Source organism: Hydrogenophaga sp. 2FB (genome assembly GCF_005503365.1).
In the GTDB taxonomy this organism is placed as follows: domain Bacteria; phylum Pseudomonadota; class Gammaproteobacteria; order Burkholderiales; family Burkholderiaceae_C; genus Hydrogenophaga.
On record NZ_SCML01000019.1, the window covers coordinates 67,733 to 94,374 of the forward strand.

Genomic DNA, 26,642 nt, shown 5'->3' on the forward strand with positions numbered 1-26,642 from the left:
CCGCTTTCGAAAAAGGTTAGCTGAACCGAGTGCTTCAACCGCTCGTTTTCATTCAGCCCTCCCCGTCTGTTGATCTGCGGCATCATGCCTGCACCAACATTCGAAACGAACAAGGGGTTTCTCCTATGGGAAGGTCGTCACGTCGCAAGTCACGCCAACGAAAGAGCCAGCACCCGCTACTGGAAAAAGGCTTGATGGCCTTGGGATTGGGCGCCGGTTTTCTGCTGATGGCGTTCGTGTTGTCGAGCCATCCCTTGCTGGGTGCCGCTGGCCGCGCCGTGCAAACGCCGGCCTGGTTTGCCATTGGTGTGGGGGTGCTGTTGCTGGGCATTCACTATGTGCTGAAGGACAAGGCCGGTGATGCTCCCGAGAAGCCGCTACCACGATTCGCGCCAGTGCCGCGCACCACTACACCAGTGACCCAGCGCGAAGACAACGCGATCTGGCGCTCGCCGACATCAGGGGCTCCAAAGGCCAATACCACCACCGCATCTGCGCTCACCACCTGGAGCCCGGCCGTTTTCAAGGCCATCGAATGGCGACGCTTCGAAGCAGTCTGCGAGGCTTTGTTCGCCCAGGCCGGGTTTGAAGCACGCACGCAATCACACGGGCCCGATGGTGGCGTGGACGTGTGGCTGCATTCGAAGCACGCGCAGGGCCCGGCATTGGTGGTGCAGTGCAAACACTGGCCATCCAGGCCCGTGGGTGTAAAGGAAGTGCGCGAGTTCTTCGGCGTGATGGCGTCGCACCAATTGAAGCGCGGCACCTACGCCACCACGTCCACCTTCACGGCCGATGCGACGGATTTCGCGAAGCGCAACGGCATTCACTTGCTGGATGGCGCGGGGTTGCTCAAGCTGATCGCACAACGCACGCCAGAACAACAGCAGGCCTTGCTGGCAGTGGCGTTTGAAGGTGACTATGCGCGGCCCACATGCGCGGGTTGTGGCATGAAGATGGTGGAACGCAAGCCGTCCAAAGGCGGTTCGGCGTTCTGGGGTTGTGCGAGCTATCCACGCTGCCGATCGCGAATGGCAATGCGCGGTGAAGATTGATTGACGAGATTGAACCGTGGCCTATGCAACGCTCAATGCGCGCCGCAGCCTTCGTTTCGAACGCTCTTCACCCCCCAAATCGGGTCCTGTAGGACCCAATTTGGGTACGACCGATCGGCAAAATGCCCACCAAAGACCCAAGCACCTGAGAAACTCAGCGGCCCCATCGGAAGCCAAGGACATGCCCCGCCGCCGCGCCCACCACCACGTCTACGTGATCGAGCTGTCAAAAGACGTGCTGCATGAAGGCAAGTTCAGGAAGAACAACCCCGGCTATGTCGAGGGCAAGCCTTGCGTCTACGTCGGCATGACGGGGCTCGATCCGGACGTGCGCTTCGACAAGCACAAGGCGGGCATTCAGGCCAATGCCTACGTGTTCAAGTACGGCCTGCGTTTGTTGCCGGATCTCTACGAGGCGTTCAACCCGATGAAATACGCAGACGCCGTGGAGAAAGAGATCGAGGTCGGCATCGACCTGCGCTCGGCCGGCTTCGGTGTGTGGCAGGCCTGAGCACCTGCGGTGTCTGAGAGCCCGCGCATCGCGGACCCTCGGTATATGGCGCCCCGATACTTTCCACCCGTCAGGACCAGCGGGTGCGGGGTGATTGTCGAACACCAGGATGACAGTTGTGTGGCAGAGCGACGAACACTCTCTGGGCATGGTTTTTTCCCGATGTGCACAATACCGCCCGAACGCACACCCACCACTTTTCCACATGCCCCACATTCATTTTCTCCAGGAAGGCCAAGGCCCCACCGTCGTTCTCAGCCACGCACTCGGTTGCGACCTGAGCATGTGGGACGGCGTCGCCGCGGCCCTGCGCGAGCACTTCACCGTGCTGCGCTACGACCACCGTGGCCATGGTCGCTCACCCGCATCCGGTGGCGCCTTCACCATGGACGACCTGGCCGATGACGCGGCCCGGCTGATCGAAGCCGAGTGCCAAGGCCCGGTGCATTTCGTCGGCCTGTCCATGGGCGGCATGACCGCGCAAGCCCTGGGCGCGCGCCGTCCCGACCTGGTGCGCAGCCTGGCCATCGCCAACTCGGCCATGCACTACCCGCCAGAGGCGCGGGCCATGTGGCAAACCCGCGTCGACACCGTGCTGGCGCAAGGGGTTCCGGCCATTGCCGAAGGCGCGCTGCAACGCTGGTTCACTCCGGCCTTTCGCGAAGACGCCGCCCAAGGCCAGGCCTTGGTGGCGCAGTTGCGTGACGTGCTCGTGCGCAGCGATGCCGCAGCCTACGCCGCGGCCTGTCAGGCCGTCGCGGCCATCGATCTGGCGGCGGGCAATGCGCGCATTACCTGCCCCACGTTGGTGATCGCGGGCACGCTGGACGAAGCCACACCGCCGGCCATGTCCGACGCGATGGTGCAATCCATCCCGGGCGCACGGCTCCAGCAACTGAGTGCCGCCCACCTGAGCGCGGTGGAGCAGCCCGAGGCCTTCGCCGCCCTGCTCACGGCCTTCTGGGCTTCCTGCTGACTTTGGGCGCGGTGGGCTGCAGCAGCGCTGCGAACTCACGCGCGGCGGCGCTGCGTGAAGAGCCGCGGCGCCACAGAATGCCGGCCTGCCGCACGATCTGCGGCGAGCGCAGCGCCAAGGCTTTCAGATCCGGTGCCTGAAGCGCCGCCCGCTCGGGCACGATGCTGGCCAGCAAGCTCCAGCGGCACACTCCGATCAACGCATCGACCGACTCGATCTCCACTTTCACCAGCGGCTTCACGCCGGCTGCGTGCAGGTGCTCGTCGATCAACCGTCTCGTCGCGAAGTTGCGGGGCAAGAGCGCCAAGGGGAGCGCGGCCAGCTGCTTGAAATCGATGCTGCGCCGATTCGCCAGCGGGTGCTGGGGTGCGACGACGAGCATCAGGCGCTCCTCGAACAGGTGCTCGGCCTCAATGCCTTCGTGCGCGGCCGGATGGAAGGCAATGCCGAAGTCCAGCTCGCCATTGAGCAGTTGTTCCTCGATCGCACCCGCGCGCAAGTCACGCACCTCCACCGACACGCCCGGATAGGCCTCGGAAAAGGCCGCGACCGTGGCCGGCATCAAGGTGTTGAGAAAGGTCGGAAACACCCCGATCGTCAGGCGCCCGGTCTGCAAGCCACTGAGCTCCGAGAGCGCCATGCGCCCCGCTTCAAGTTCCTTGATGGAGCGCGCCGCATGGTCGCGAAACGCCATGCCGGCCTGCGAGAGCCGCAGCCCGCGCCCCACGCGGTCGAACAAGGACACGCCCAGTTCCTGCTCCAGTTGCCGAATCCCGTGCGAGAGCGTGGACTGGGTAACGAAGAGATTGCTCGCGGACAGCGTGAGGTGTTCCGTGCGTGCAATGTCGAGGAAGTAGCGCAGTTGCCGGATTTCCATGAGGCGCTTTCTACCGTTCGAAGATGTCGAACGTTATATCTCGAATTATTCATTTGATCAAAGACGCCGCGGACACTAACCTGCCACCACTTTCACCCCCTTCGCCGACTTCAGCCCATGGCCGCCACGCATTTCATTGAACGCATCGAGGCACGCATCCTCGACATCGCGACGATCCGGCCGCACAAGCTGTCGTTCGGCGCGATCAGCCAGCAAAGCCCTGTCATCGTGCAGCTGTGGCTCTCCAACGGTGCCAGCGGCTTTGGCGAGGCGGCCACCATCGGCGGCCCTTCGTGGAACGAAGAATCGCCCGAAAGCATCCTGCACGCGGTCAACGAGCACCTGGCGCCCGCGCTGCTGGGCACCGACGGCACCCGCCTGGGTCAGGCGCTCGCGCTCATGGACACCCGCTGCCGCGGCAATGCCTTCGCCAAGAGCGCCGTGGAAATGGCCTTGATCGACGCACTGGCCCGCACCCTGGGCGTGCCTGCCTGGCAACTGCTCGGCGGCAAGCGCCACCAGAGCCTGCCCCTGGCCTGGACCCTGGCCAGCGGCGACGTGCAGCGCGACCTGGAAGAAGCGCATCTGCGCCTGGAGCAGAAACGCCACCGCATCTTCAAGATGAAGATTGGCGCGCGCTCGCCCGAAGCCGATCTGGCCCACGTCAGCCAGATCGCGCGCGGCCTGGAAGGACACGCCACCCTCACCGTCGACGTGAACCAGGCCTGGGACGGCAACACCGCGCGGCGCTTCCTGCCGCGCATGATCGACGCCGGCGTCACCCTGATCGAGCAGCCGGTGGCGAAGTGGAACGTCGAAGCGCTCAAGACCTTGACCGCGTCGCTCGGTGACCGCGCCAGCATCATGGCGGACGAGACCGTGTGCACGCCGCAGGACGCGATGCTGCTGGCGCGCGAGAAGGCCTGCCACGTGTTCTCGCTCAAGGTCGCCAAACACGGCGGGCTCCTGCGCACGCGCGCGGTCGCCGAGATCGCCGAAGCCGCCGACATCGGCTGGTACGGCGGCACCATGCTGGAGACCTCCTTGGGCAGCGCCGCTTCGGCCCATGTCTTCAGCACGCTGGGCACGCAACACCAGGGTTGCGAACTGTTCGGCCCGCAACTGCTGGTCGATGACATCGTGACCGAGCGCATGCCCATCGTGGATTTCGAACTGCAGTTGCCGGACGGACCAGGCTTCGGCGTCGAGATCGACCCCGAACGCCTGGAGCGCTTCGACCGCGCCCGCCAAGGCCTGACCGCCACCCACGTCGACCTCGGCCGACGCACCCTCACCGCTTGAAAGGAAGCCGCATGCTTTACCTCGTCCGTATGGATGTGAACATCCCCGTGGGCATGCCCGCGGAGACCGCCGCCGAGATCAAGGCGCGGGAGATGGCCTATTCGCAAGACCTTCAACGCGACGGCCGCTGGCGCCACCTGTGGCGCGTGGTCGGCGAGTACGCCAACTACAGCGTGTTCGATGCGGCCTCGCACGACGAGCTGCACACGCTGCTGTCCCAATTGCCGCTCTTTCCGTACATGAAGATTTCGGTGACGCCGCTGGCGCAGCACCCCTCGGCCATCGCCTGATTCACACCTCTTTTTTTCGCCCCACGACCATGATGTCCTCCCCCACCCGCCGACACCTGATTGCCGCTCTGCTTTGCGGCAGCGCGCCCCTTGCCCTATTCGCGCCTGCCGCGCACGCACAAGCCACGGACTGGCCCTCGAAGCCCGTGCGCTGGATCGTTCCGTTCCCACCGGGCGGTGCAATGGACGCCATCGCCCGCACCCTGGGTGAAAAGGCCAGCACCGCATTGGGCCAGCCCTTCGTGGTCGAGAACAAACCTGGCGCAGGCGGCAACATCGGCGCGGAACTCGTGGCCAAAGCGCCGGCCGATGGCTACACCATCATGATCACGTCGATCGGCATGGCCACCAACAAGCCGCTGTACGGCAACCTGCGCTACGACCCGGTGAAAGACTTCGCGCCCGTGAGCCTGCTGGCCGTGGTGCCCAATGTGCTGGTGACCAACCACACGCAGCCCAACGTGAAAACCGTGGCCGATGTCATCGCCGCCGCGCGCAAGGCGCCGGGCACGCTCTCCTATGCGTCGGCCGGCAATGGCACCTCCATCCACCTGGCCGGCGAGATGTTCACCTCGCTCACCGGCGTGCAGATGCTGCACGTGCCCTACAAGGGCAGCGGTCCCGCCGTCAGCGACCTGCTGGGCGGTCAAGTCAACTACATGTTCGACAGCATCACCTCCGCGCGCGCGCAGCTGGAGTCGGGCAAGTTGCGCGCGCTGGCCGTGACCACGGCCAAGCGCTCCAAGGCTTTGCCCAACGTGCCGACGATGGCCGAAGCCGGTGTCGCGGGCTACGACGTGTCGCCCTGGTTCGCGGTGTTCGCCCCCGCGGGCACGCCCAAACCTGTCGTCGCGCGCATCAACAAGGCCTTGCTCGATGCCATGAAGCAACCCGACGTGGCCGAGCGCCTGAGCACGATCGGCGCCGAGCCGGTGGGCTCCACCCCCGAGGCCCTCGCCACCCACCTGGCGCGCGAGTCCGCCATGTGGACGAAGCTCATCACGGAGCGCGGCATCAAGCTCGATTGATGTCCAGGCGGTGATTCACCGCAACGCACTTCGTCAACATCACGCTTTTCCGCCCAGCGCCTGCAGGCGCTGGTGCGCTTCGCTCGCGCGGTCGAGCGGCACGCCACGCTTGGCGCTGAGGTAGTGCAGCGTGAACACGTCGAGCCATGCGGCCAAGGTGTCGGCGGCGCGCATTTCACCGGCCAGCGCCAGGCACAGCGCTGCCACTTCCGATGTACAGAAATGGCTCTCGCGCGAGGAGCGCCGCAAACGGTAGTTGGACACGTGCTCAGGCTGCAGGCTGAGCACGGGAAGGTGGTCCAGGTACGGGCTCTTGCGGAACATCTTGCGCGCCTCGGACCAGGTGCCATCCAGCACGACGAACAAGGGCCTGCGCCCACCCGGCGTCGACAGGGACAAGGGCAGCTCGGTCACCACCCGCTCAGGCGGCACGAACTCACCCGGAAAGACCACGTACGGTTGCCACTGCGGATCGGCCAGCAGCGCGAGCAAGTCCGGGTCCACCGCCGTGCGTGACCAACCAAAGGCCCAGGTGTCGCTCACCACATCGGCCACGAGCCAGCCCGTGTTGCTGGGCTTGAGCGCTTCGATGTCGCCCATGACCAGGCACACGCCAGCGTGCGTGGGCACCCGCGGTTGCAACTCGCACACGCAATGGCTGTGGACCACGCGGCACGTGGCGCAGCGCCCGCCGCCCGAGCCCCGCGCCACGAAGGGTTTGGCGCTGGCGGCCAGGCGTGCCGTGCGCAAGCGGGAAACAGCGTGGCCAGGGTCGGATGCCGGTGGCAAAACGAAAACAGATGTCATGAAAAACGATGGTGGCACACGGCACGGAGAGATTCTTCTTACTTCTTCGAGCAGGCCATGTGGCGGTTTTCACGGTCAGCCGGAAATGGTCCCGTTCGTCGCCGCGTTCGGCCTTTGGGTGTTTGGCCAGACACATGATGCACGTCGAGATTCCCATATGACACCACAGAAAGCCCAGCGCACACCCAAGTCTTCGCGCAGCCGCCGCGCGATCCGAAAGAAGCGAAGTCAACCGCTTTTGTTCAATGGCATAGGCTCGATGGTTGCTGGCGCGGCGCTGTGGGTGGGGTCGCTGGTCATGGGTGCCGAGGACAGCACCGCCTACGCGGCCAAAGCGCTGCTCGCGCCGGCCTGGATGGGCTTGATCCTGGGCGTGGGCCTGCTGGTGACCCACGTCGTGGCCAAACACCGCGCCAAGGTCGAGGCCGAAATGCTGCTGCGGCAACACTCCACGTTCCTGGAGCCCATGCCTCGGCTGACCACGAAACACAAGACCTCGGACAAGGCGCGCTTTTCCGCGCGGCCACGCTCTTCGAGCACGGCACGGTAATCCGTGACTTTGTGCATGGCGTGGCACTGGCAGATCTGACAGTGACCGACCTGATGTCCCACACCCCGCTCAGATAATCCAGCGATGCCCATCACCGAAATCGCTGTCTGGTCTGCCATGTTGGGCAGTCTCTTGACGCTCTCGGCGCTCGCACTCGCCGACGTGATGGATGGCCGCAATCTGGGCTCCGTGCGAAACCTGGCGTTCGTGCTGATCACCGGCGCCAGCTGCGTGGTGATGACAGGCCTCCCCGAAATCTTTTTCCCCGAGTTGCCGGTGCGCCTGATGGTGGTGCTCAAAGCCGGCCTCGGTCCGCTCGCGGGTGCAATGGGCCTGTATTTCGTGGGCACCTGGCTCGGCGGCGCGCGCGAAGACAACCGCGTTCACCGACTGACCGCGTTCGGCGGCATTGTGCTGGTCTCGGTGGCGGTGGTGCTCGTCGCGATTGCCAGCCAGATTGATCCAGCGCATTTCCATTCGCTGTTGCTGGCAGCCGCTGCGGTGAACATGGTGCCGGTGCTGCTGGCCCTGGTGGCTTCGGTGCGCGCGGCGCGCCTGGGTGATCCCTTGGCGCGCTGGATGGCACTGGCCATCGTGTGCCTGGCCATCACCACCACGGGCCACTACCTGAACGGCCTCCACGTGCCCGGACTGGGCCTGGGCACGCAGTTGCTCACGGCAACGGCCACCGTGTTGTTCTTCCTGATGTCCTCCGTGCTGGGCCTGCTGCGCAACCGGCACCTGCGCGAGCTGGCGCGCTTGTCGCGCGTGGAACACGGCTCGGACCCCGCCACCGGCCTGCCCAGCGGCTCGGTGCTGCTGGCCGATGTGGAGCATGCCTTCTGGCGCGCGGCCCGTCTGCACAGCGAATGCTCCGTGGTCTGTCTCTACGTGAGCAACCTCTACGAACTGGCCGAAACGGTCGGGCCGGGCGTGGAGCACCAGATCCTCGTGACGATGGCCGCGCGCATCCGCCGCACGGCGGGTTTTCGCTGCACGGTAGGCCTGTACCACCCGCGCTGCTTCGTGGTCGTCATGTCGCTCGACGCGCGCGCGGCGCCGCTGAATACCACGGCCGCGCGCATGGCCTTGTCGGTCTCGCACCCGATGGTGGTGTTTGACGATCAGCGCGAGCGCAAGCCCTTTCGCCCGCGCGTGGGGCTGGGCGTGGTGACGATCGATCCGTCCAGCACCACGCCCATGCAGGCGATCCACGAGGCCGAGCGCCGCGCCCTGGCCATGGTGGTGCAGGACACGCCGGCGAACGACGGCGAGCACGGCATCGAGACCGCGCCAGCGCCGCTGGGCTGATCACGCCTGCGACGGTTTCTTCTCGATCGGGTTGGCCGTGAGCGCCTGGGCCGGGTAGGCCCGCATGAATTCGCGCGCTTTCTCCGGATGGGCCGCATTCAGCCAGGCACCGTACGAGCCTTCGTTCAAGATCGCCAGCATGCGTTTTTCGCTGCCGGGTTGCTGGTAGCGGTGCATCAGCGCGTGGCTGTTGGCGTTCACGGTCAGCAAGCAGAAACTCACGATGACCTCACCATCGGCGCCGACCCAGCGTTCCCACAGACCCGCCACGCCCATGGGCTTGCCATCCACCCGCGCGATGCGCGTGGGCACCGCTTTGCCGCTGCGGAAATCGTCTTCGCGAAATGCCGACATCGGCACGATGCAGCGCTGCCCACCGAGCCAGGCGCCGCGAAAGTTGTTGGACGTGCTCGCGGTTTCCGAGCGCGCATTCACCAGCTTGGTCGACCGCAGCTTGGCGTCACTGGCGGATTTCACCCACGGCGGAACCAGCCCGAACTGCCCCTCCACCAGCTCGCGCTCGACCGGGCCGGTATCCGTGGCCTCCTCCACCGCCGGCAGCGCGGACCGGTTGCGGATGAACAGCCCTGGCCGGCGTGGCCACACGTCACGGCCAACGGCGGTGGCGCCGGGCGGGTCGACGTCAAAAGCGTCTCGGTACAGGGTGTCGGGGCGAAGGCATTCGTATTGGGAGCTCATGCGGGCGATGGTAGGGGCTGTTCACCGCACAATGGCGCATGACCGCCAACATCCTGCGCCTGAGCCCCGCCGCCGAACGCAACAAGGGACCCATTCTCGAAGTGCTGCGCCGGGTCTTGCCCGCGCACGGCCGTGTGCTCGAAATCGCGGCCGGCACGGGGCAGCACGCGGCCTGGTTTGCCGCTGCCATGCCCGGCTGGCGCTGGCAGCCCACGGACTTCCAGGCCGACGCGCTGCCCGCCATCCGGGCCTGGGTGGCCGAGACCGGCGCGGACAACGTACTCCCGCCCCTGCAGCTCGACGTGCTGGCACCGACCTGGCCCGTGGACAGCGCCCTCGATGCGATCTACTGCGCCAACATGCTGCACATCGCACCCTGGGCCACCTGCGGCGCGCTCATGCAGGGGGCCGCGCGCCACCTTGCGCCGCGCGGTCTGCTCATCACCTACGGGCCTTACCTCGAAGACGGCGTGCCCACCTCGCCGGGCAACCTCGCGTTTGACGACAGCCTGCGCCGCGAGAACGCGGCGTGGGGCATTCGCCGCCGCGAAGACGTGGAGCAGGAAGCCCGGCGCGCCGGCTTCGTGCTGCACGAGCGCCACGCCATGCCGGCCAACAACCTGTTGCTGGTCTGGGCGCGGGAACCTTGAGTCGGCGCCGAGGCTCCATCCCTGCACCCCAGCGCCGACGCGTTCACCCCATGCTCAAAAACCTCAAAGACCTGTTCGACAGCCTCACCGCCAGCCTGACCGCGCCCGGCGACGCACAGACGCCGGCCGAACTGCAACACACCTTGCAGCTGTCCACCGCCGTGCTGCTGGTGGAAGTCATGCGGGCCGAACCCACCTTGCAGGACAGCGAGCGCGACGCGGTGCTGAGCGCGCTGCGCCGCAAGTTCGCCCTCAGCGACGACGAGTTGCAGCGCCTGCTGGAACTGGCGCACGAGACCGCCCGCACCGCCTACGACTACCAGCGCTTCACGGGTCTGATGAACGAGCGTTTCACGCAGGCGCAGAAGATCGCCGTGGTCGAAGCCATGTGGGACATTGCCTTCGCCGACCACCACCTGGACGCCAACGAACACCACGTGATCAGCAAGGTGGCCGGGCTGCTGCACGTGACGCACGGCGAGTACATCGCGGCCAAGCTGCACGCCCAGGCCGCACGCAAAGGCTGAGCCACGGCCCACACACGCCGGTACAGAACTTTGCGCGGGCTGCGCCTTGCATTTACCGGGCGTTCACATGCGCCCCGCACCATGGAGTCTCACCAACCCAAGGAGAAAGCTCCATGAAAACCCGAAACCTTGTTGTGTATGCCCTTGCCGCCGCCTCGCTGGGCGTGAGCTCGCTGTCTTTCGCGCAAGGTGCGCGCTTCGAACCGGGCTACATGCAGCGCGTGGACGATCGGCGCGATGACCGTCGGGACTACCGCGACGACCGCCGTGACGACCGGCGCGACTACCGCCAAGACCGGCGCGACGACCGCCGGGATTTCCGCAACGACCGCCGCGATTTCCGCCATGGCCCCGTGGTACGGTACGACCACCACTACTACTACAACGCCCGCGGCCCTCAATTCCGCCGCGGTGGCTACATTCCCTACGAATACCGCAACCGCCAGTACGTGGTCGTGAACCCGCACCAGCACCGCCTGTATGCGCCCCCGCGTGGGCACCAGTGGGTGCAGGTGGGCAGCGACTATGTGCTGGTCGCCATCGCCACCGGCCTGATCGCCAACCTGATCTTCAACAACTGACGGGCTGGATCCCGCAGCGCCGCGCAGCCGCCACCCGGTTGCGCGGCGTTTGTTTTTGGGCGCACGGCAGGCGCAAAAAAACGCGTCAAAATACCGTTCCATGAACATCCGACACATCGCCCTCCCCCTGGTCGCAGCCCTGTCCCTGGCACTGGCCGCCTGCTCGAAAGAAGAAGCCAGCGGCGCGCCCGGCAGCACCACCCAGGCCGCTGCCGACAAAAGCCCGATCGCACCGGCACAGGCGTTCGACGTGCTCGCCGCGCAGGGCAAGGGCTTCACGGCCGGCGCGTTGATGAGTGCCAACACCGTCTACGTGCTGTTCGATCCGCAGTGCCCGCACTGCGGCCATCTGTGGCAGTCGTCCTTGGCGCTGCAGAGCAAGGTGAAGTTCGTCTGGCTGCCGGTGGCCATCATGAACGCCAAGAGCGCACCACAGGGCGCGGCCATCATGACCGCCGCGAACCCGGTCGAAACCATGAACGCGCACGAGCAGCAATTGCTCGGCGGCCAGGGTGGCATGTCGGCCTCCGCCGATATCCCGCCCGAGGTGATGCAGACCATCAAGACCAACACCGACCTGCTCGAACGCCTGGGCGCCACGTCGGTGCCCTTCGTCGTCGCCAAGCACCAGCGCACCGGCGCGGTGGTCACGCAGAACGGCGCCATGAGCGTCGAAGCGCTGGCGAACTTCCTGGGCATGGGGCAGTAAGTTCAAGGCCTCGCCCAGAGGCGTGGAACGCGCATTTTGTCGCTTACCATCTGCGCATCGGGCCGCGCGTCGCGGCGATCAATGGAGAACACCATGGGCAAAGAACAACGCAACGAGAAGATGAGCAAAAAACCGAAGAAGGACACGTCCGCCCCCAAGGGCCCGGCCACTTCGGACCGTCCCACCCCCCCCGTGACCTCGGTGATGCCACGCGGCAAAGAGAAGAACAAGTGAGCAGTGAGCCCCGCCGGATGAAGGCGGTGTGGAACGGTGTGACCGTCGCCGAGAGCGACGACACCGTGGTGGTGGAAGGCAACCACTACTTCCCGGAAAGCGCACTCAACCGCGACTACGTCACCTTCAGCAACCACCGCACCAGTTGCCCGTGGAAAGGCCAGGCGAGTTACTACTCGCTGCTGGTCAATGGTGAGCTCAACACCGACGCCGCCTGGTACTACCCGGACCCCAAGCCTGAGGCCGAGATGATCAAGGGCCGCGTGGCGTTCTGGAAAGGCGTGCAGGTCTTCGCCTCGCCCGAGGCCTGATCGGCCAGCACCGGCTCAGCGCCGGTCGGGCTTGCGCGCCTTGGCGGTGCGCTCTTTCTTGCGGCCCTGCCGATCGGCATCGGCCTTCTGCCCGGCGCGCAACCACTGCGTGAACTGCTCGGGCGTCTCCAGCGTGATGCGGCCCAGAATGCCGCTGCGGAAATCGGCGATCACCAGTTCGGCCGCCTTCTGCCAGTTCACCGCACCGCCACCGGCCAACGCACCCCGCTTGCGGCCAATCGCTTCCAGCAGTTCTTCGTCAGGCAGCGCGGCAATGGCCTCGGGTGACAGGCCGAGCCTGTAGCGCGCCTCCAGCAGGGACCCGTACGCGAGCTTCAGTTTGGCCAGCAGCTCAAGCGCCACCTCCTGATCGTCGTAGGCGTTGCGGCCCACGGCCCCGCTGGCCGCGAGGTTGAAGCCGCTTTCGGGCACCACGATGCGCGGCCAGAGCATGCCCGGGGTGTCGAACAGGTAGAAGTCGTCGGCTAGGGCAATGCGCTGCTCGGTGCGGGTGATGCCGGCTTCGTCGCCCGTCTTGGCCGCGCGCTTGCCCATGAAGGTGTTGATGAGCGTGGACTTGCCGACGTTGGGAATGCCGCAGATGAGCACGCGCATGGGCTTGACCATGCCGCCGCGGTTGGGCGCGAGCTCGTGGCACGAGGCGATGATGGCACGCGCCGGCGCCGTCACGCTGGCGTCCAGCGCAATGGCGCGGGTGTTGGGCTGAGCGTTGTAGTGCGCGAGCCAGAGCGCGGTGCGCTCGGGGTCGGCCATGTCCTGCTTGTTCACCACTTTCAGCGTGGGCTTGGCGGCCGTGAGTTCGGCCAGCAGCGGGTTGGCGCTGGAGCCGGGCAGGCGCGCGTCGAGCATTTCGATGACGACATCGATGTCCTTCACGCGCTCGGTGATCGCCTTGCGCGTGAGGTGCATGTGCCCGGGAAACCACTGGATGCTCATGGGAAAAAGTGCCGATCGAAAAACGGAGAACAGGCATTGTGCCTTGGTGTTATTCCCGGGGTACCGCGCCATGCCCGTCCCTACAATCCTCTCCACAATCAACACCGAGGGGCCCTCCATGAGCATCACCGTCAAGATCGATCTCGGCTACGAATTCGACGTCAAAGCCAAGGCCGCCGAGGTATTCGAGGTGCTCTCCAATGTGCCCGAATCGGTGGGCCACTTCCCCAAGGTCGAGAAACTCACCGATCTGGGCGACGGCGTCTACCAGTGGGAGATGGAGAAGGTCGGCACCGCGCAGGTGAACATCCAGACGGTGTACGCCAGCAAGTATGTGAGCGACAAGGCGCGCGGCACGGTGAAGTGGACTCCCGTCAAAGGGGTGGGCAATGCGCAGGTGGGCGGCAACTGGAAGATCGTGGACAACAAGAAGTCCACCGGCCTCACGCTGGCCATTCAAGGCCAGATCGAGGTGCCGCTGCCCGGTTTGATGAAGATGGTGGTGGCGCCCGTGGTCGAGGGCGAGTTCGAAAAGCTGGTCGAAAAATACATCGCCAACCTGATCAAGCGTTTTGGCGGCGAGGCCTGACCGGCCTCCTGTCGCGCTCCATCTTTTTTCACGCCACAACCTCGCGGGCTCGATGGCGCAGGGCGCTCTGCTCCGCGGGTGTCCTCCGACGGCTGGAGCCGTCTCCCCCTTTACCCCACTGCGCAGAACGCCCTGCGCCATCCAGCCAGTGGGCTGTGTGTTTTCATTCGGTGACGTGCACAGCGTGCGCGCACCCGCTGTCTCTCACCCGGTCAAATGCTGCTTGAAAAACGCCATCGTGCGGTCCCAGGACAGCTTCGCGGCCGCGGCATCAAAGCGCGGCGTGGTGTCGTTGTTGAAGCCGTGTTGCGTGCCCGCGTACTGGTGCGCGGTGTAGCGCACGCCAGCGGCCTTGAGCGCGGCCTCGTATGCCGGCCAGGCGGCGTTGATGCGCTCGTCGACCCCCGCGAAATGGATCAGCAGGGGCGCCTTGACCTTGGCCGCGGCTTCCACGGGTGGATGGTTGCCGTAAAACGGCACCGCCGCCGCCAGGTCGGGGATTTCGGTGGACAGCGTGTGCGCGACGCCACCGCCATAACAAAAACCCACCACGCCCACGCGGCCATTGCTGTCGAGGCGGGCCTTGAGCGTGGCGGCCGAGGCCAGAAAGTCCTGCCTGGTCTTGGCCTGGTCGAGCTGGGCGAACAGGGCGCGCGCCTTGTCCTCGTCGCCCGGGTAACCCCCCAGTGGCGTGAGCGCGTCCGGGGCGAAGGCCAGGTAGCCGTCGAGCGCCAGGCGGCGCGCGATGTCTTCGATGTGCGGGTTCAGGCCACGGTTCTCGTGCACCACCAGCACGCTCGGCAAGCGGCCACTGGCTGGCGGGGCGACCGGCTTGGCCACGTACGCCTTGATGGTGCCGTAGCCCATGGGTGACGGCACGTTCACCATCTCGGTCTTGATGCGCGTGTCGTTCGCCGGCACTACCTGAGCGGCAGCGAAGTTCGGGCTGAGGGCGGCGAGCAGGCCGGCGGCGGTCACACCGCCTACCGCGAACTTCGACGCGCGATCGAGAAAGGCGCGCCGGTCGATGTCGCCGTGTACGTAAGCGTCAAACAGGATCAGCAGCTCCTGGTCAAAATCGGCTGCGGTCAGACGGGCCATGGCGATCTCCGGCAAAAAAACGCAGCATAGGCCGCGGCGGGTTCGGCCCGCTTCGTGCAAACCCTAGGAACAGGCGCTCAGGCCGCGAGCGACGTGGTTTGCGCCCGCGGGCGGCCCAACCGGGCGGGCGAGACGTATTCCTGCCGGTAGATTTCGAACGGCATGGAGTCGGCCGCCTCGATGGCGCGCTGGTCCTCCACCGACTTGGCGGCCATGGCTTCGAAACGCGCCTGCTGCTCGCCGGTCCAGGGCAGGCCCGCGAGGTGCTGGTGTGTCAACCGCGATTGCGCGCGCGCAAAGGCGACGAAGGAATCGCCATGGTGTTTGTGCATGGCCTGCAGCACGCGCGCCGAGGGCAGCGTGTCCGGGTCTTTGAGCTGGCCCTTGGCCAGCGCCACGGCCCGGGCGTGCTCGTCGCCGCCGTGCGCGGCGTCCAGCGTCGCGGCGATCGGGACGAGTTGCTCGATGAGTTCGGCACCCCATTGCATCAGCGGCACGCTCTCGCCGTTGCGCAGCAGGTTCAGGCCGGGCTCGCGGCCGCGCGCGGCGGTGAGGTGCTGGTTGTGTGCGAGCTCGCGGATTTCGGCCGGCGTGTCGGGCGGGCTGTCCGACAACAGGCAGTGCATCAGGAACACGTCCAGAAAGCGCAGCGTGGACGCGCTGATGCCGATGGTCTCGAAGGGGTTGAGGTCCATCAGGCGCACTTCGATGTACTCGACGCCGCGTTCGCGCAGGGCATGCAGTGGGCGTTCGCCGGGCTTGATCACGCGCTTGGGGCGGATGGTGCCGTAGAACTCGTTCTCGATCTGCAGCAACGTGGTGGCGAGCTGGTTGTAGTCGCCACCGGGGTTGCGAATGCCGACCGCCTCGTACGCCGGCCAGGGCCGCGTGAGCGCGTCGTGCAGCGAAGCGGCATACCCTTCGAGGTCGTTGTAGCTCACCGCCAGCGTGGCCTGGGCTTCGCTCTGGTAGCCCAGGCGGCCCATGCGCAGCGAGGTGCCGTGCGGCATGTACAGCGTGCCGGTGTCGCCGAGTTTCTGCAGCTCGTGCTGGCGGCCTTCGACGAAGGTGGAACACAGCGCGGGCGACGCGCCGAACAGCGTGAGCAGCAGGAAGGCGTGGCGGCGGAAATTGCGGATGAGCGCGAAGTAGCCTTCGTTGTCGACGCCGGGCAGCGACCAGTTGTAGTGAATGCCCGAGATCGTCTGCATGCGGCGGCCATAGCGGTGGGCCAGGCCCATGCGGTACACGCTCTTGGCGCGCCCGACGTTGGACGAGCCGTAGCGACCGATGGGAATGGTTTCGTCGGGCGGCAGGCCACAGGGCATGCTCGATGCCCACATCATTTCATCGCCCTTCGCGCGCAGGCTGTTGACGGTGTACTGGTGAACCTCGGTCAGCTCGGCCAGACAGCCTTCGACGCTGTCGTGCACGCCGGTGATGAGTTCGAGTTGCGACTCGCTGTAGTCGGTGGTGATGTGCGGGTGCGTGAGCGCGCTGCCCAGCGCGGCCGGGTGCGGTGTGGCGGCCAGCCTGCCATCGGGTTGCGCGCGCAGGCTTTCTTTTTCAATGCCGCGCCGCATGCCGCGCAGGCGGTCCCCCTGCAGGGCAGCCAACCGTTGTTCTGGAGATGTCATACAGGCGTCGTGATTCGGGTCCGGGGCCGGAAGTTAACACGCCGGGGCTATTTCTGCTGCCGGCCAGAAGATCGCCGCTGTGGTAGGAATTTCAGGGGTCTGGGCCTGCCGCAACCAGGCCTCGATGTCGGCGGGTTCGTGCAGCAGGCGCAGCTCGTCGAACGCGGTCTGCGCTTCGGGGTAGCGCTTGCGCAGGTAGTTGAGCCATTGCTTGAGCCGCCCGGCGCGGTGGCGGCGTTCCACGCGCACGCTCACCTGCTGCCAGAAGGCGTCGAGCAGGGGCGGCAGCACGTGCCAGGGCACGCCGCCCTGCCCTTTGATGGCCAGCGCCAGCCCGGGGTCGGTCACCATGCCGCGGCCGATCATGAGGTGTTCGCAACCGGTCACCTCACGGCAGCGCATGGCGTCGGCGACCGTCCAGATTTCGCCGTTGGCGATCACCGGCAGGCGCAGGTGCGCCGGCAAGGAGGCGCGCACCTCGGCCAGCCTGTCCCAGTACGCGGGCGGCCGGTAGCCGTGGGCCTTGGTGCGGGCGTGGATGACAAGTTCGTCCGCGCCCGCCTCCGCGATCGCGTGGGCGCATTCTTCGGCACGATCGTCGTCGTTGAAACCCAGCCGCATCTTGGCCGACACCGGCATGTGGGCCGGCACGGCGCGGCGCACCGCCGCCACGATGCGGCCAATCAGTTCGGGTTCGTCGAGCAACACCGCGCCACCGCGGCTCTGGTTCACGGTCTTGGCCGGGCAGCCGAAATTCAGGTCGATGCCGTGCGGCCCCAGGCCAGCGAGGCGCTCGGCGTTTTCCGCGAGCAGGATCGGGTCGGAGCCGAGCAATTGCGCGCGCACCGGCACGCCCGCGCGGGTGTAGCCGCCGTTGCGCAGCTCGGGCACCACGCGATAGAAGGCGCGCTCGGGCAACACCGTGTTGGTGACGCGGATGAATTCGCTCACGCAGCGGTCAATGCCACCTGTGCGTGTGAGGACATCGCGCAGGGTGGCGTCCAACAGACCTTCCATGGGGGCGAGCAACAGCATGGGGGTATTGTCCTTTGCCGGGACAATCGGCGGTTATGTCTGGCTTTCTTTCTCCGGTTGCGGCGGTCATCGGCGACCACGGGGCGCGGCTCCGCGGCTGTCCCCCGAGGCGGCTTCGCCGCCTCTCCTCCTTGACGCCGCTGCGCCGCACCCCATGGCCACCGATGACCTCGTTGGGGCTCGCGCAGTGGGTGCGCCACTGCTGCCTCTGGCGCGTAGGCGGGTGGCGTTCTGCGCAGCGGGGTAAAGGAGGAGCCGGCACCAGCCGTCGGGGGACACCCGCGGAGCAGAGCGCCACCCGTCCACGCGCCCGCGACGTGCAGCGCACGAAAACCCGATGAGCGAACTCAAGGTGATCCACGAAGACGACCACATGATCGTCCTCGACAAACCCGCAGGCCTGCTCGCCGTCCCGGGACGCGGCCCCGACAAGCAGGACTGTCTGAGCGCCCGCGCCCAAGCCCGCTGGCCCGACGCCCTCGTGGTGCACCGGCTCGACATGTCCACCTCCGGCATCGTGGTGATGGCACGCGGCCTGGACGCGCAGCGCGCGCTCAGCCGCGCCTTCGAACAACGCGAGGTGCACAAGCGCTACACCGCCGTGGTGGCCGGCACGCTCATCAACCCTTTGCCCGACAACGGCTGGAACACCATCGACCTGCCGCTCACCATCGACTGGCCCAACCGCCCGCGCAGCATCGTGAGCGCCGAACTCGGCAAACCCAGCGTCACGCGCTGGCGACACGCCGCGCCACCCGAGAACGACACGACACGGCTCGAACTCGAACCCGTGACCGGGCGCACGCACCAGTTGCGCGTGCACCTGCAAGCCATTGGCCACCCCATCCTGGGCGATGCACTCTACGCCTCGCCCCAACAACAAGCGCTCGCGCCCCGGCTGCTGCTGCACGCGCACGCCTTGCAATTGCCGCATCCCTTGCACGGTGCGACGATGCGCTTTCACAGCCCCTGCCCTTTTTGAAAGAACCGCATGCCACAGCACCACCTCACCATCCTCACCGGCGCCTCGCGCGGCATGGGCCTGGCCATGGCCATGCAGTTGCTCAGCGCCGAGCGCCACCTTCTGTGCATCTCGCGTCACATCAACACCGAACTGGCCGAAGCCGCACAACGGGTGGAAGCACCCCTCACGCAATGGGCGCAGGACCTGGCCGACACCACCGGCGCGGCCAACCGGTTGCAAGGCTGGCTGGGCGATCTCAAGGCCAGCGAATTCGCCAGCGCCACGCTGATCAACAACGCTGGCGTGGTCCCTCGGATCGGCCCGCTCGACGATTGCCCGCCCGACCAGCTCGCCAACGCGCTGCGCGTGGGCCTGGAAGCGCCGATGCAACTCACCGCCGCCTTCCTGCGCGCCACCGGCGCGTGGGTGAACGCGGGCTGGCGTGGCCCACGCAAGGTGCTCAACATCTCGTCGGGCATGGGCCGCAACGCCATGGCCGCACAAGCGCCCTATTGCGCCGCCAAGGCCGGCATGGACCACTTCACGCGCTGCAGTGCGCTCGACGAAACGTCGCGCGAACACGGCGCGCGTCTGGTGTCGCTGGCACCCGGCGTGATCGACACCGACATGCAGGTGCAATTGCGCGCGGGCGACCCCGCCGCCTTCCCGGATCTGGAGCGCTTCGTGGGACTCAAGCGCCAAGGCCAGCTCACCTCGCCCGCCGACGCCGCCGCGCGCGTCCTGGCCTACCTGGAGCGCCCCGACTTCGGCACGAAACCGGTGGCCGATGTCCGCGACTGAACCGCCGGGAGCATCGATGCGCGCACCGTTGTTGAACCGCCGTCGCTTTGCCCAGACCACCGCCCTGGGGTTGATGGGCTTTCCAGCCCTGGCCCTGCCGCAAACACCCGGGTTCTGGACCCTGCTGCGCGAAGGCGGCTGCGTGCTGCTGATGCGGCACGCGCAAACCGAGCCCGGCGCCGGCGACCCGCCCGGCTTCGCGCTCGGAGACTGCCGCACCCAGCGCAACCTGAGCGAAGCCGGACGCGAGCAGGCGCGGCGCATGGGCGCGGCCTTCCTGCGCGAGCACATCAAGGTCCACCAGGTGCGTTCCAGCGCCTGGTGCCGCTGCCAGGACACCGCCCTGCTGGCCTTCAAGCAGAACACCGTATGGCCTGCGCTCAATGCTTTCTTTGGTGCGGACGAACAGGACATGCAGACGCAAGACGTGCTGGAGACCGCGCAAGGCGTGCAAGCGCCGCGCAACCTGGCGCTGGTGACGCACGACATGAACATCAAGGCGCTCACCGGTGTGAGCCCCGCCATGGGCGACATCCTGCTGACGCGCCCGGCCAGGGAAGGCAGCAGCACCCCGCTGCAAATCGTCGCGCGCCAGACTTTTCGAGCGGCGTGACAAGCCCGCGCCGAGCGGGCTACGATTGAGCGCTAACCCCCGTCATCAGGAGAATCTTGTGAGTAACAAAGAAGTTTTCGTTGTCAGCGCCGTTCGCACCGCCATTGGCACTTTTGGTGGCAGCCTCAAAGATCAACCGCCCACCGAACTCGGCGCGCTCGTCGTGCGCGAATCGCTCGCACGCGCTGGCGTGGACGGCAAGGACGTGGGCCACGTCGTGTTCGGCCACGTGGTCAACACCGAACCCAAGGACATGTACCTCTCGCGTGTCGCCGCCATCAACGGCGGCTGCGCCGAAGGCACGCCCGCGTTCAACGTCAACCGCCTCTGCGGCTCGGGCCTGCAGGCCATCGTCTCGGCCGCGCAGGGCATCCTGCTGGGCGACACCGACGTGGCCATCGGCGCTGGCGCCGAAGTCATGAGCCGCGCACCGTTTGCCAGCCTCAACATGCGCTGGGGCGCGCGCATGGGCGACACCAAAATGGTGGACATGATGATGGGCGCATTGCACGACCCCTTCCACACCATCCACATGGGTGTGACGGCCGAGAACATCGCCGCCAAGTGGGGCATCACGCGTGAAGACCAGGACAAGCTGGCCGTGGAAAGCCACAACCGCGCACAACGCGCGACCGAGGCCGGCTACTTCAAGGACCAGATCGTGCCGGTGACGCTCAAGAGCAAGAAGGGCGATGTGGTCTACGCCACCGACGAGCACTTCCGCACCAACGCCACGCTGGACGACATGGCCAAGCTCAAGCCGGTGTTCCTGAAGGAAAACGGCACGGTGACCGCGGGCAACGCCTCGGGCATCAACGATGCCGCCGCCGCCGTGGTGCTGATGGATGGCGACGCGGTCAAGGCGCGTGGCGCCAAGCCGCTGGCGCGCCTGGTGGCCTACGCGCACGCCGGCGTGGACCCGAAGTACATGGGCATCGGCCCGGTGCCCGCGACGCAGGCGGCCTTGAAAAAGGCCGGCTTGACGGTGAACGACCTGGACGTGATCGAGGCCAACGAGGCCTTCGCCGCCCAGGCCTGCGCGGTCACGCGCGACCTGGGTCTGGACCCGGCCAAGGTGAACCCCAACGGCTCGGGCATTTCGCTCGGTCACCCCATCGGCGCGACCGGCGCGCTGATCACCGTGAAGGCCCTGCACGAGCTGCAGCGCATCCAGGGCCGCTACGCGCTGGTGACGATGTGCATCGGCGGCGGCCAGGGCATCGCCGCGATTTTCGAACGGGTGTAAAGAGCGGCATCCGTTCCGGCCCTGCCCGAACGGCGATGCATCAGGTCGAAGCGGCTTCGGCCGGTTCGACCTGCCCGTGCACCAGCAGATCCACCACCGCCAGCACGGCCGGGTCGGCCACGTGGAACGTGGTGTTGCCCAGCGCGCCGGCACGCACCACCAGGCGCGGCGCCACCAGGAAGTCCAGGGGCTTGAAGCGCAGCAGCTTCACCTGGGCGATGTCGCGCAGTTGCACGCTGGTGCGCCACAACCACCCTTGAGAAATGGCCTCGTTGGACACACGGGTGGTGCTGAAGAGGATGTTGAGGTAGCTCCAGAGCACCACCACCGCGGCCAGTCCCGCGAGCAGCAGGAGTTCGGACGGCAGCGTCATGCTGGCCAGCGCGACGCGCGCCTTCCAGGCGCTCGCCAGCAGGCCCAGGATGGCCAGCGTGGCCAGCACCTGAATGGCCCGCGGGAAAGACCGCCCTTCCACCGGCGTCAGCTCGGCCTGGATCATTGCTTGGCGGGCTCGGCTGCTTTCGGCTCCATGCCCTCCAGCAGGTGTTCCATGTCGCTGCCTTCCGCGTCGCTCGACTCTTCCACCGCAGGCATCTCGACCTTGTCCAGGTCGTAGACGATCTTTTCGTCGAGGAACACCGTGACCGTCTGCGGCACGAAGATCACCACCAGCACCAGCAGGATCTGCAGGATCACGAACGGGATCGCGCCCATGTAGATGTCGCGCGACTGCACCTTGGCCGGCAAGGCACCGTTCTTGAACAGAGAATCCGAGATGCCGCGCAGGTAGAACAGCGCGAAGCCGAACGGGGGGTGCATGAAGCTGGTCTGCATGTTCACGCACAGCAGCACGCCGAACCAGATCAGGTCGATGCCCATCTTGTCGGCCACCGGGCCCAGCAGCGGCAGGATGATGAAGGCGATCTCGAAGAAGTCGAGGAAGAACGCCAGGAAGAAGATGAAGGCATTGACCACCAGCAGGAAGCCGGTCTGGCCACCGGGCAGGCTGCTCAGCATGTGCTCGATCCAGATGCCACCGTCCACACCCTGGAACACGAGCGAGAACACGCGCGCGCCGATCAGGATGAACACCACCATGGCGGTGATGCGCATGGTGCCGGTGATGGCTTCGCGCACCAGCGGCCAGGTCAGGCGGCGGTGGATGGCCGCCAGGATGAACGCGCCCGCCGCGCCCATCGCGCCGGCTTCGGTGGGCGTGCAGATCGCCGTGGTGATGCCGGGCAAACCGCCCATGCTGCCCAGCACCGCGAAGATCAGGATGGCCGAGGGGATGATGCCGCGCAGGCACTGCTTCCACAGCGCCCAGCCACTGGCGGTGCGCGCTTCCAGCGGGATGCCGGGCAGCGCGTTGGGACGCAGGCGGGTCAGGATGAAGGTGTAGACCAGGAAGATCAGCACCTGCAGCACCGACGGGCCCCACGCGCCCTTGTACATGTCGCCCACCGAGCGGCCCAGCTGGTCGGCCATGACCACCAGCACCAGCGAAGGCGGCACGAGCTGCGTGATGGTGCCCGAGGCCGCAAGAACGCCGGTGGCATAACGCATGTCGTAGCCGTGGCGCATCATGATCGGCAGCGCGATCATGGACATGGCGATCACCTGGCCGGCCACGGTGCCGGTGATGGCGCCCAGGATGAAGCCCACCACGATGACCGAGTAGCCCAGGCCGCCGCGCTTCGGGCCGAACAGCTGGCTCATCGATTCCAGCAGGTCCTCGGCCAGGCCGCACTTCTCGAGAATGGCACCCATCAAGGTGAAGAAGGGAATCGCCAGCAGCAAGTCGTTCGACAGGATGCCGAACAGGTTCAGCGGCAGATTGCCCATGAACGAGGCCGGGAACCACCCCATGTGGATGGCGAAGAAGCCGCAGGCCAGGCCCAGGGCACCCAGCGAGAACGCCACCGGAAACCCGATCAGCATGACAAGGATCAGCCCCCCGAACATCATCGGGGCAAAGGTCTCCATGGTGATCATTGCAGAGGCCTCTCGTAGTGGGTGTCCATTTCATGGACATGCATCAACCAGCCCACGCGCTTGATGATTTCGGAGACGCCTTGCAACGCCACCAGGAACATGCCCAGGGGAATGGTGAGCATCGCGGGCCAGCGGATGAGTCCACCGGAGTTGCTCGACATTTCGCCGCTGACGTACATCTTGATGAAGATCGGCATCGACAGGTAGGCGATGAACAGCGTCAGGGGCAGCAGGAAGAAGATCAGGCCGAGCAGGTCGATCACGACCTTGGTGCGCGTGGGGTACATGCTGTAGAAGATGTCCACGCGCACGTGTTCGTTGATGCGCAACACCTGCGACGCGCCGAACATGACGCAGATCGCGAACAGGTACCACTGGATTTCCAGAAAGGCGTTGGAGCTGTAGTCCATGGAATAGCGCACCACCGCATTGGAGGTGCTGATCGCGCACGCGATCAGGATGGCCCAGCGCGCCACCACCGCAAAGCGGTCGGTGAGCGCGTCGATCAGCCGGGCAAGTGCCAGCAGGCTTTTCATTCAGATGTCTCCTCGTAGGGTGTGGCGCGCGGCGATGCATTCCAACGGAGCTTGACCAGGGGCCCGCCGCAACGCTGCGCAGCGTACGGCCGGGCTTGTAAACGCCGCGTAAAAATGGGGGCTGCCGTCGGGGGAGGCGTCAGCCCGATGTCAGACCATCCCGCTGGTCGGCAGCAGTCGGTAACCGACGCCCATCTCGGTCAGCAAAAAACGGGGCTCTGTCGGGTCGGCTTCCAGTTTTTGACGCAGCTGGCGTACGTAGATGCGCAGGTAGTGGCCTTGCTCCGAATGACCCGGTCCCCATACCTCGCGCAGCAGTTGCGCGCCGCTCACCACGCGCCCCTGGTGGCGGGCCAGGACCTCCAGCAGCCGCCACTGGGTCGCCGTCAGATGAACGGGTTGTCCGGCCCGCGTGACGCTGCGGTCCAGCAAGTGGATGCAGACCTCACCCAGTTGAATGACAGAGCCGCTGGCCTGCGACCGGGACGCATTGCGCAAGGCCACACGCATGCGCGCATGCAGTTCCGCCACACCGAAGGGTTTGCTCACGAAGTCATCGGCCCCGGCATCGAGCGCTTCCACTTTCTGCGTTTCCTGGGTACGGGCCGAGAGCACCAGGATGGGCCGCTGGGTCCAGCCGCGAATCTCGCGGATGAGCGCCACGCCATCGCCGTCGGGCAGGCTCAGGTCGATCAGGAACAGGTCGACGCGGCGGTTGCCCGCCAGGGTCGCACCGTCGCGCGCGCTGGCGGCCTCGATCACGCCATAGCCTTCCGCGGTGAGCGTGGTGCGCAGCAGGTCGCGAATGGCGGGTTCGTCGTCGACGATCAACACCTGCAATGGGGCGGGCGAACTCATTCGGGCAACTCCAGAGGGCGTGATGTCGTGGCGTTCGACCAGGGAAAGCGCATCTCGAACACGGCGCCGCCGTCGCTGCGCGCGCTGATGCTGCCACCGTGCAGCCGCGCCACCACCTCGCAGATGGCCAGGCCCAGGCCGGTGCCGGCCGGCGCGCCAACGGCGGGGTCGCGGTAGAACTTGTTGAACACCTCGGTGGTCTGTCGGGGCGTGAGCCCGGGCCCCTGGTCGCGCACCGACAGCGTCCAGCCTTGGGGGTCCAGCCGCACAGCGACCATGATGGTCCCATCGGGTGGCGAATGCTGCGCGGCGTTGAGCAGCAGGTTCGTCATCGCCTGGGTGACCAGACGCGCATCGCACCACACGATGTCGTCCTCCAGGGCTTGCAGTTCCACCGGGCGCGCACCGATGACGCCTCGGGTCACGGCCAGCGCATCGCGCACCAACTCGCCCACCGGGCACCATTCGTGTTCCGGCCGCACCGCGCCGTCCTGCATGCGCGCCAGGTCCAGCAGATCGCTGGTGAGGGATTGCAAGCGGCGCGCCTGGTCCAGCAGGTTGAACAACAGGGCGTCGTGCTGCTCGGCCGTGATCTGTTGTCCCTGTGTGAGCACGGTGGTGGCCGCACCGATGATGGCGGTGAGGGGGGTTCGGAAATCGTGCGAGATGCCCGTCAGCAAGGTGTTGCGCACGCGCTCGGCTTCGGCCTGCACCGCCGTTTGCTGGCTGCGCAGATCGGCGTGGTAACGGTCCAGCGCCAGCGCCGCCTGGTTGGCCAAGGCCTGCAGCAGGTGCATGTCTTCACCGGTCTGGCGCGCGGTGGGCAGCTCGAACACCTCCAGCACGCCCATCGGCCCGTTGGCCGTGCTCAAACCAAAGCGGTACACCCCGTCGGGCGATGGCACCACGGGATGCACGGGTGCATCCGGTGCCAGCGTGTCACCCAGCCGGATCTGTCCCTGCGCGCCCACGCCACGCTCCACCGCCAGCACCAGCAGACGCCCGATTTCTTCCGGCGCGCGCGCGTTCAACAAACTTTGCGCCAACAAGCCCAACGACTGGGCACGGTCCGCCAGCGACAGCGCCTTGAGCGCCGCGGTGCGCGCGCGCAGCGCCAGGCGGCTCACCGCCAGGCCCACGCACAAGGTGACGACGAAGGTGAAGAAGTACTCCGGGTTGGCGGGTTTGAGCGACCAGCGCGGCGCGATGAAAGCCCAGTCAAAGATCAGGATGGCTCCCAGCACTGTGACCACCGAAGCCACCAGATCGCGTTTGAGCGCCACGTACAGCACGCCCACGAGGTAGATCAGGATCAGGTTGAACGGATGCAGGTAGCTCACGATCAGCATGCACAACAGGGTGCAAGCCAGCAGCACACCCAGCGGCAGGCGCCAGTGGCGCCACGACCAGCGCGGCGGATGCTGTGCGGCCAGCGCGCTGACCGACACCTGTGCGCTGCGCCGCTGGCGTTGCGCCACCAGGATGTGCACTTGCACATTGGGCACGCTGGCGCTCAGCACCTCGGTGAAATCGCTCAGTTGTTCGCCAAAGCCCGGCCAATAGACCCGGCTGGTGGCCTGATCGCCCAGCACCACATCGCCCACCACGCCGTTTTGCGCCTGTTGCGCGATCAGCGTCATCAGGTGGCCGCCCACGTGGATGTTCAGGCTGGCATGCACGATTTCCGCGCCCTCGCCGCTGGCCAGCTTCAGCGCCTGTTCAAGATCGTCCCGCACCGCCTGGCTGGCGTAGCGCGCCGACACGGTGTCCAGGTGCAGCACCCGCCACGGGCGCTGGTCGATGCGTCGGAGCTTGCTGGCATGGCGGACCAGTTGCAGGGCCTGCCCATCGGCCATCACGCACACCAGCAGCAGGCGCTCGTCCTTCACGGA

At 66.5% G+C, this 26,642-nt stretch carries 31 protein-coding genes; 19 read left to right on the forward strand and 12 right to left on the reverse strand.

From position 1 onward, the window contains the following. Positions 1-29: 29 nt before the first annotated feature. The 3 genes from FFS09_RS13065 to pcaD all read left to right on the forward strand — a co-directional run bounded on the left by FFS09_RS13065 (position 30) and on the right by pcaD (position 2,542). Complete coding sequence (locus tag FFS09_RS13065; protein WP_252374356.1) at positions 30-1,055, forward strand: restriction endonuclease; 1,026 nt, start codon at positions 30-32, stop codon at positions 1,053-1,055. Between the two features lie 181 nt (positions 1,056-1,236). Then, complete coding sequence (locus FFS09_RS13070) at positions 1,237-1,566, forward strand: hypothetical protein (protein ID WP_137919315.1); 330 nt, start codon at positions 1,237-1,239, stop codon at positions 1,564-1,566. A 205-nt stretch (positions 1,567-1,771) separates the two neighbouring features. Next, entirely contained in the window at positions 1,772-2,542 is a 771-nt protein-coding gene (gene pcaD, locus FFS09_RS13075) for a 3-oxoadipate enol-lactonase (protein ID WP_137919316.1), read from the forward strand. Here the strand turns inward: pcaD and cynR are convergent. Then, the gene (gene cynR, locus FFS09_RS13080) at positions 2,517-3,419 is read right to left on the reverse strand and encodes a transcriptional regulator CynR (protein WP_137919317.1); all 903 of its coding nucleotides are present in this window, start codon (positions 3,417-3,419) and stop codon (positions 2,517-2,519) included. The two genes, pcaD and cynR, sit on opposite strands and share 26 nt — an antisense overlap. Before the next feature lie 117 nt (positions 3,420-3,536). On the opposite strand from cynR, the gene FFS09_RS13085 reads away from it, so the two are divergent. Genes FFS09_RS13085 through FFS09_RS13095 form a run of 3 tightly spaced genes read left to right on the forward strand, consistent with a single transcriptional unit; the run spans position 3,537 to position 6,039 of the window. Next, positions 3,537-4,721, forward strand: a complete 1,185-nt coding sequence (locus tag FFS09_RS13085; protein ID WP_137919318.1) for a muconate cycloisomerase family protein — start codon at positions 3,537-3,539, stop codon at positions 4,719-4,721. An 11-nt stretch (positions 4,722-4,732) separates the two neighbouring features. Further along, the gene (catC, locus tag FFS09_RS13090; RefSeq protein WP_137919319.1) at positions 4,733-5,011 is read left to right on the forward strand and encodes a muconolactone Delta-isomerase; all 279 of its coding nucleotides are present in this window, start codon (positions 4,733-4,735) and stop codon (positions 5,009-5,011) included. 32 nt (positions 5,012-5,043) lie between these two features. Then, on the forward strand, positions 5,044-6,039 hold the full coding sequence (locus tag FFS09_RS13095) for a tripartite tricarboxylate transporter substrate binding protein (protein ID WP_137919356.1): 996 nt from the start codon (positions 5,044-5,046) through the stop codon (positions 6,037-6,039). A 39-nt stretch (positions 6,040-6,078) separates the two neighbouring features. On the opposite strand, the gene FFS09_RS13100 is transcribed toward FFS09_RS13095, so the two are convergent. After that, the gene (locus FFS09_RS13100) at positions 6,079-6,846 is read right to left on the reverse strand and encodes a tRNA-uridine aminocarboxypropyltransferase (RefSeq protein ID WP_137919320.1); all 768 of its coding nucleotides are present in this window, start codon (positions 6,844-6,846) and stop codon (positions 6,079-6,081) included. Between the two features lie 157 nt (positions 6,847-7,003). Here FFS09_RS13100 and FFS09_RS13105 point away from each other — a divergent pair, with 157 nt between their 5' ends. Beyond that, positions 7,004-7,396 carry a hypothetical protein gene (locus tag FFS09_RS13105; RefSeq protein WP_137919321.1) on the forward strand — a complete coding sequence of 131 codons (393 nt, stop codon included), beginning with the start codon at positions 7,004-7,006 and terminating at the stop codon, positions 7,394-7,396. An 84-nt stretch (positions 7,397-7,480) separates the two neighbouring features. Then, positions 7,481-8,707 (forward strand): nucleotidyl cyclase domain-containing protein, encoded by a 1,227-nt coding sequence (locus tag FFS09_RS13110; protein WP_137919322.1) that lies wholly within the window; start codon positions 7,481-7,483, stop codon positions 8,705-8,707. Here FFS09_RS13110 and FFS09_RS13115 read toward each other — a convergent pair whose 3' ends face one another. Beyond that, positions 8,708-9,406 (reverse strand): SOS response-associated peptidase, encoded by a 699-nt coding sequence (locus FFS09_RS13115; protein WP_137919323.1) that lies wholly within the window; start codon positions 9,404-9,406, stop codon positions 8,708-8,710. It abuts the gene before it with no gap. A 38-nt stretch (positions 9,407-9,444) separates the two neighbouring features. On the opposite strand from FFS09_RS13115, the gene FFS09_RS13120 reads away from it, so the two are divergent. The 6 genes from FFS09_RS13120 (at position 9,445) to FFS09_RS13140 (ending at position 12,418) form a co-directional block, all read left to right on the forward strand. Next, positions 9,445-10,056, forward strand: a complete 612-nt coding sequence (locus FFS09_RS13120; RefSeq protein ID WP_137919324.1) for a DUF938 domain-containing protein — start codon at positions 9,445-9,447, stop codon at positions 10,054-10,056. A gap of 50 nt (positions 10,057-10,106) precedes the next feature. Next, positions 10,107-10,583 carry a tellurite resistance TerB family protein gene (locus FFS09_RS13125; protein WP_137919325.1) on the forward strand — a complete coding sequence of 159 codons (477 nt, stop codon included), beginning with the start codon at positions 10,107-10,109 and terminating at the stop codon, positions 10,581-10,583. A gap of 113 nt (positions 10,584-10,696) precedes the next feature. Continuing rightward, positions 10,697-11,164, forward strand: a complete 468-nt coding sequence (locus FFS09_RS13130; RefSeq protein ID WP_171020003.1) for an RcnB family protein — start codon at positions 10,697-10,699, stop codon at positions 11,162-11,164. A 100-nt stretch (positions 11,165-11,264) separates the two neighbouring features. Further along, complete coding sequence (locus tag FFS09_RS13135; RefSeq protein ID WP_137919326.1) at positions 11,265-11,873, forward strand: thioredoxin fold domain-containing protein; 609 nt, start codon at positions 11,265-11,267, stop codon at positions 11,871-11,873. 93 nt (positions 11,874-11,966) lie between these two features. Then, entirely contained in the window at positions 11,967-12,107 is a 141-nt protein-coding gene (locus FFS09_RS30645; RefSeq protein WP_171020004.1) for a hypothetical protein, read from the forward strand. Beyond that, positions 12,104-12,418 carry a DUF427 domain-containing protein gene (locus tag FFS09_RS13140; protein ID WP_502703730.1) on the forward strand — a complete coding sequence of 105 codons (315 nt, stop codon included), beginning with the start codon at positions 12,104-12,106 and terminating at the stop codon, positions 12,416-12,418. The genes FFS09_RS30645 and FFS09_RS13140 overlap by 4 nt, the downstream gene beginning before the upstream one ends. Positions 12,419-12,433: 15 nt before the next feature. Here the strand turns inward: FFS09_RS13140 and ylqF are convergent, their stop codons facing one another. After that, the gene (gene ylqF / locus FFS09_RS13145; protein ID WP_137919327.1) at positions 12,434-13,375 is read right to left on the reverse strand and encodes a ribosome biogenesis GTPase YlqF; all 942 of its coding nucleotides are present in this window, start codon (positions 13,373-13,375) and stop codon (positions 12,434-12,436) included. A gap of 118 nt (positions 13,376-13,493) precedes the next feature. Between ylqF and FFS09_RS13150 the strand changes: the two genes are divergently transcribed. Beyond that, positions 13,494-13,964, forward strand: a complete 471-nt coding sequence (locus FFS09_RS13150) for an SRPBCC family protein (protein ID WP_137919328.1) — start codon at positions 13,494-13,496, stop codon at positions 13,962-13,964. Between the two features lie 204 nt (positions 13,965-14,168). On the opposite strand, the gene FFS09_RS13155 is transcribed toward FFS09_RS13150, so the two are convergent. The 3 genes from FFS09_RS13155 to FFS09_RS13165 all read right to left on the reverse strand — a co-directional run bounded on the left by FFS09_RS13155 (position 14,169) and on the right by FFS09_RS13165 (position 17,737). Next, positions 14,169-15,065 (reverse strand): dienelactone hydrolase family protein, encoded by an 897-nt coding sequence (locus tag FFS09_RS13155; protein WP_137919329.1) that lies wholly within the window; start codon positions 15,063-15,065, stop codon positions 14,169-14,171. Between the two features lie 77 nt (positions 15,066-15,142). Then, on the reverse strand, positions 15,143-16,702 hold the full coding sequence (gene gshA, locus FFS09_RS13160) for a glutamate--cysteine ligase (protein ID WP_137919330.1): 1,560 nt from the start codon (positions 16,700-16,702) through the stop codon (positions 15,143-15,145). Positions 16,703-16,735: 33 nt separating this feature from the next. Next, on the reverse strand, positions 16,736-17,737 hold the full coding sequence (locus FFS09_RS13165) for a tRNA-dihydrouridine synthase (RefSeq protein ID WP_137919331.1): 1,002 nt from the start codon (positions 17,735-17,737) through the stop codon (positions 16,736-16,738). 337 nt (positions 17,738-18,074) lie between these two features. Here FFS09_RS13165 and FFS09_RS13170 point away from each other — a divergent pair, with 337 nt between their 5' ends. From FFS09_RS13170 to bktB, 4 genes are read left to right on the forward strand one after another with little or no spacing between them, the layout of a single operon-like run. After that, positions 18,075-18,719: a pseudouridine synthase gene (locus FFS09_RS13170; RefSeq protein ID WP_137919332.1), complete on the forward strand. Its 645-nt coding sequence runs from the start codon at positions 18,075-18,077 to the stop codon at positions 18,717-18,719. Between the two features lie 9 nt (positions 18,720-18,728). Then, positions 18,729-19,502, forward strand: coding sequence for an SDR family NAD(P)-dependent oxidoreductase (locus tag FFS09_RS13175; RefSeq protein WP_137919333.1), 774 nt, complete (start codon positions 18,729-18,731; stop codon positions 19,500-19,502). 16 nt (positions 19,503-19,518) lie between these two features. Then, positions 19,519-20,115: a histidine phosphatase family protein gene (locus tag FFS09_RS13180; protein WP_252374358.1), complete on the forward strand. Its 597-nt coding sequence runs from the start codon at positions 19,519-19,521 to the stop codon at positions 20,113-20,115. 58 nt (positions 20,116-20,173) lie between these two features. Next, positions 20,174-21,361, forward strand: coding sequence for a beta-ketothiolase BktB (gene bktB, locus FFS09_RS13185; protein WP_137919334.1), 1,188 nt, complete (start codon positions 20,174-20,176; stop codon positions 21,359-21,361). A 40-nt stretch (positions 21,362-21,401) separates the two neighbouring features. On the opposite strand, the gene FFS09_RS13190 is transcribed toward bktB, so the two are convergent. The 5 genes from FFS09_RS13190 to FFS09_RS13210 all read right to left on the reverse strand — a co-directional run bounded on the left by FFS09_RS13190 (position 21,402) and on the right by FFS09_RS13210 (position 26,639). Continuing rightward, positions 21,402-21,860, reverse strand: a complete 459-nt coding sequence (locus FFS09_RS13190) for a hypothetical protein (protein WP_137919335.1) — start codon at positions 21,858-21,860, stop codon at positions 21,402-21,404. Continuing rightward, positions 21,857-23,353: a TRAP transporter large permease gene (locus FFS09_RS13195; RefSeq protein WP_137919360.1), complete on the reverse strand. Its 1,497-nt coding sequence runs from the start codon at positions 23,351-23,353 to the stop codon at positions 21,857-21,859. The genes FFS09_RS13190 and FFS09_RS13195 overlap by 4 nt, the downstream gene beginning before the upstream one ends. After that, on the reverse strand, positions 23,353-23,892 hold the full coding sequence (locus FFS09_RS13200; RefSeq protein WP_137919336.1) for a TRAP transporter small permease subunit: 540 nt from the start codon (positions 23,890-23,892) through the stop codon (positions 23,353-23,355). The genes FFS09_RS13195 and FFS09_RS13200 overlap by 1 nt, the downstream gene beginning before the upstream one ends. A 150-nt stretch (positions 23,893-24,042) precedes the next feature. Continuing rightward, positions 24,043-24,750 carry a response regulator gene (locus tag FFS09_RS13205; RefSeq protein ID WP_137919337.1) on the reverse strand — a complete coding sequence of 236 codons (708 nt, stop codon included), beginning with the start codon at positions 24,748-24,750 and terminating at the stop codon, positions 24,043-24,045. Further along, complete coding sequence (locus tag FFS09_RS13210) at positions 24,747-26,639, reverse strand: ATP-binding protein (RefSeq protein WP_137919338.1); 1,893 nt, start codon at positions 26,637-26,639, stop codon at positions 24,747-24,749. Before FFS09_RS13210 ends, FFS09_RS13205 begins: the two co-directional genes overlap by 4 nt. Positions 26,640-26,642 lie beyond the last annotated feature (3 nt).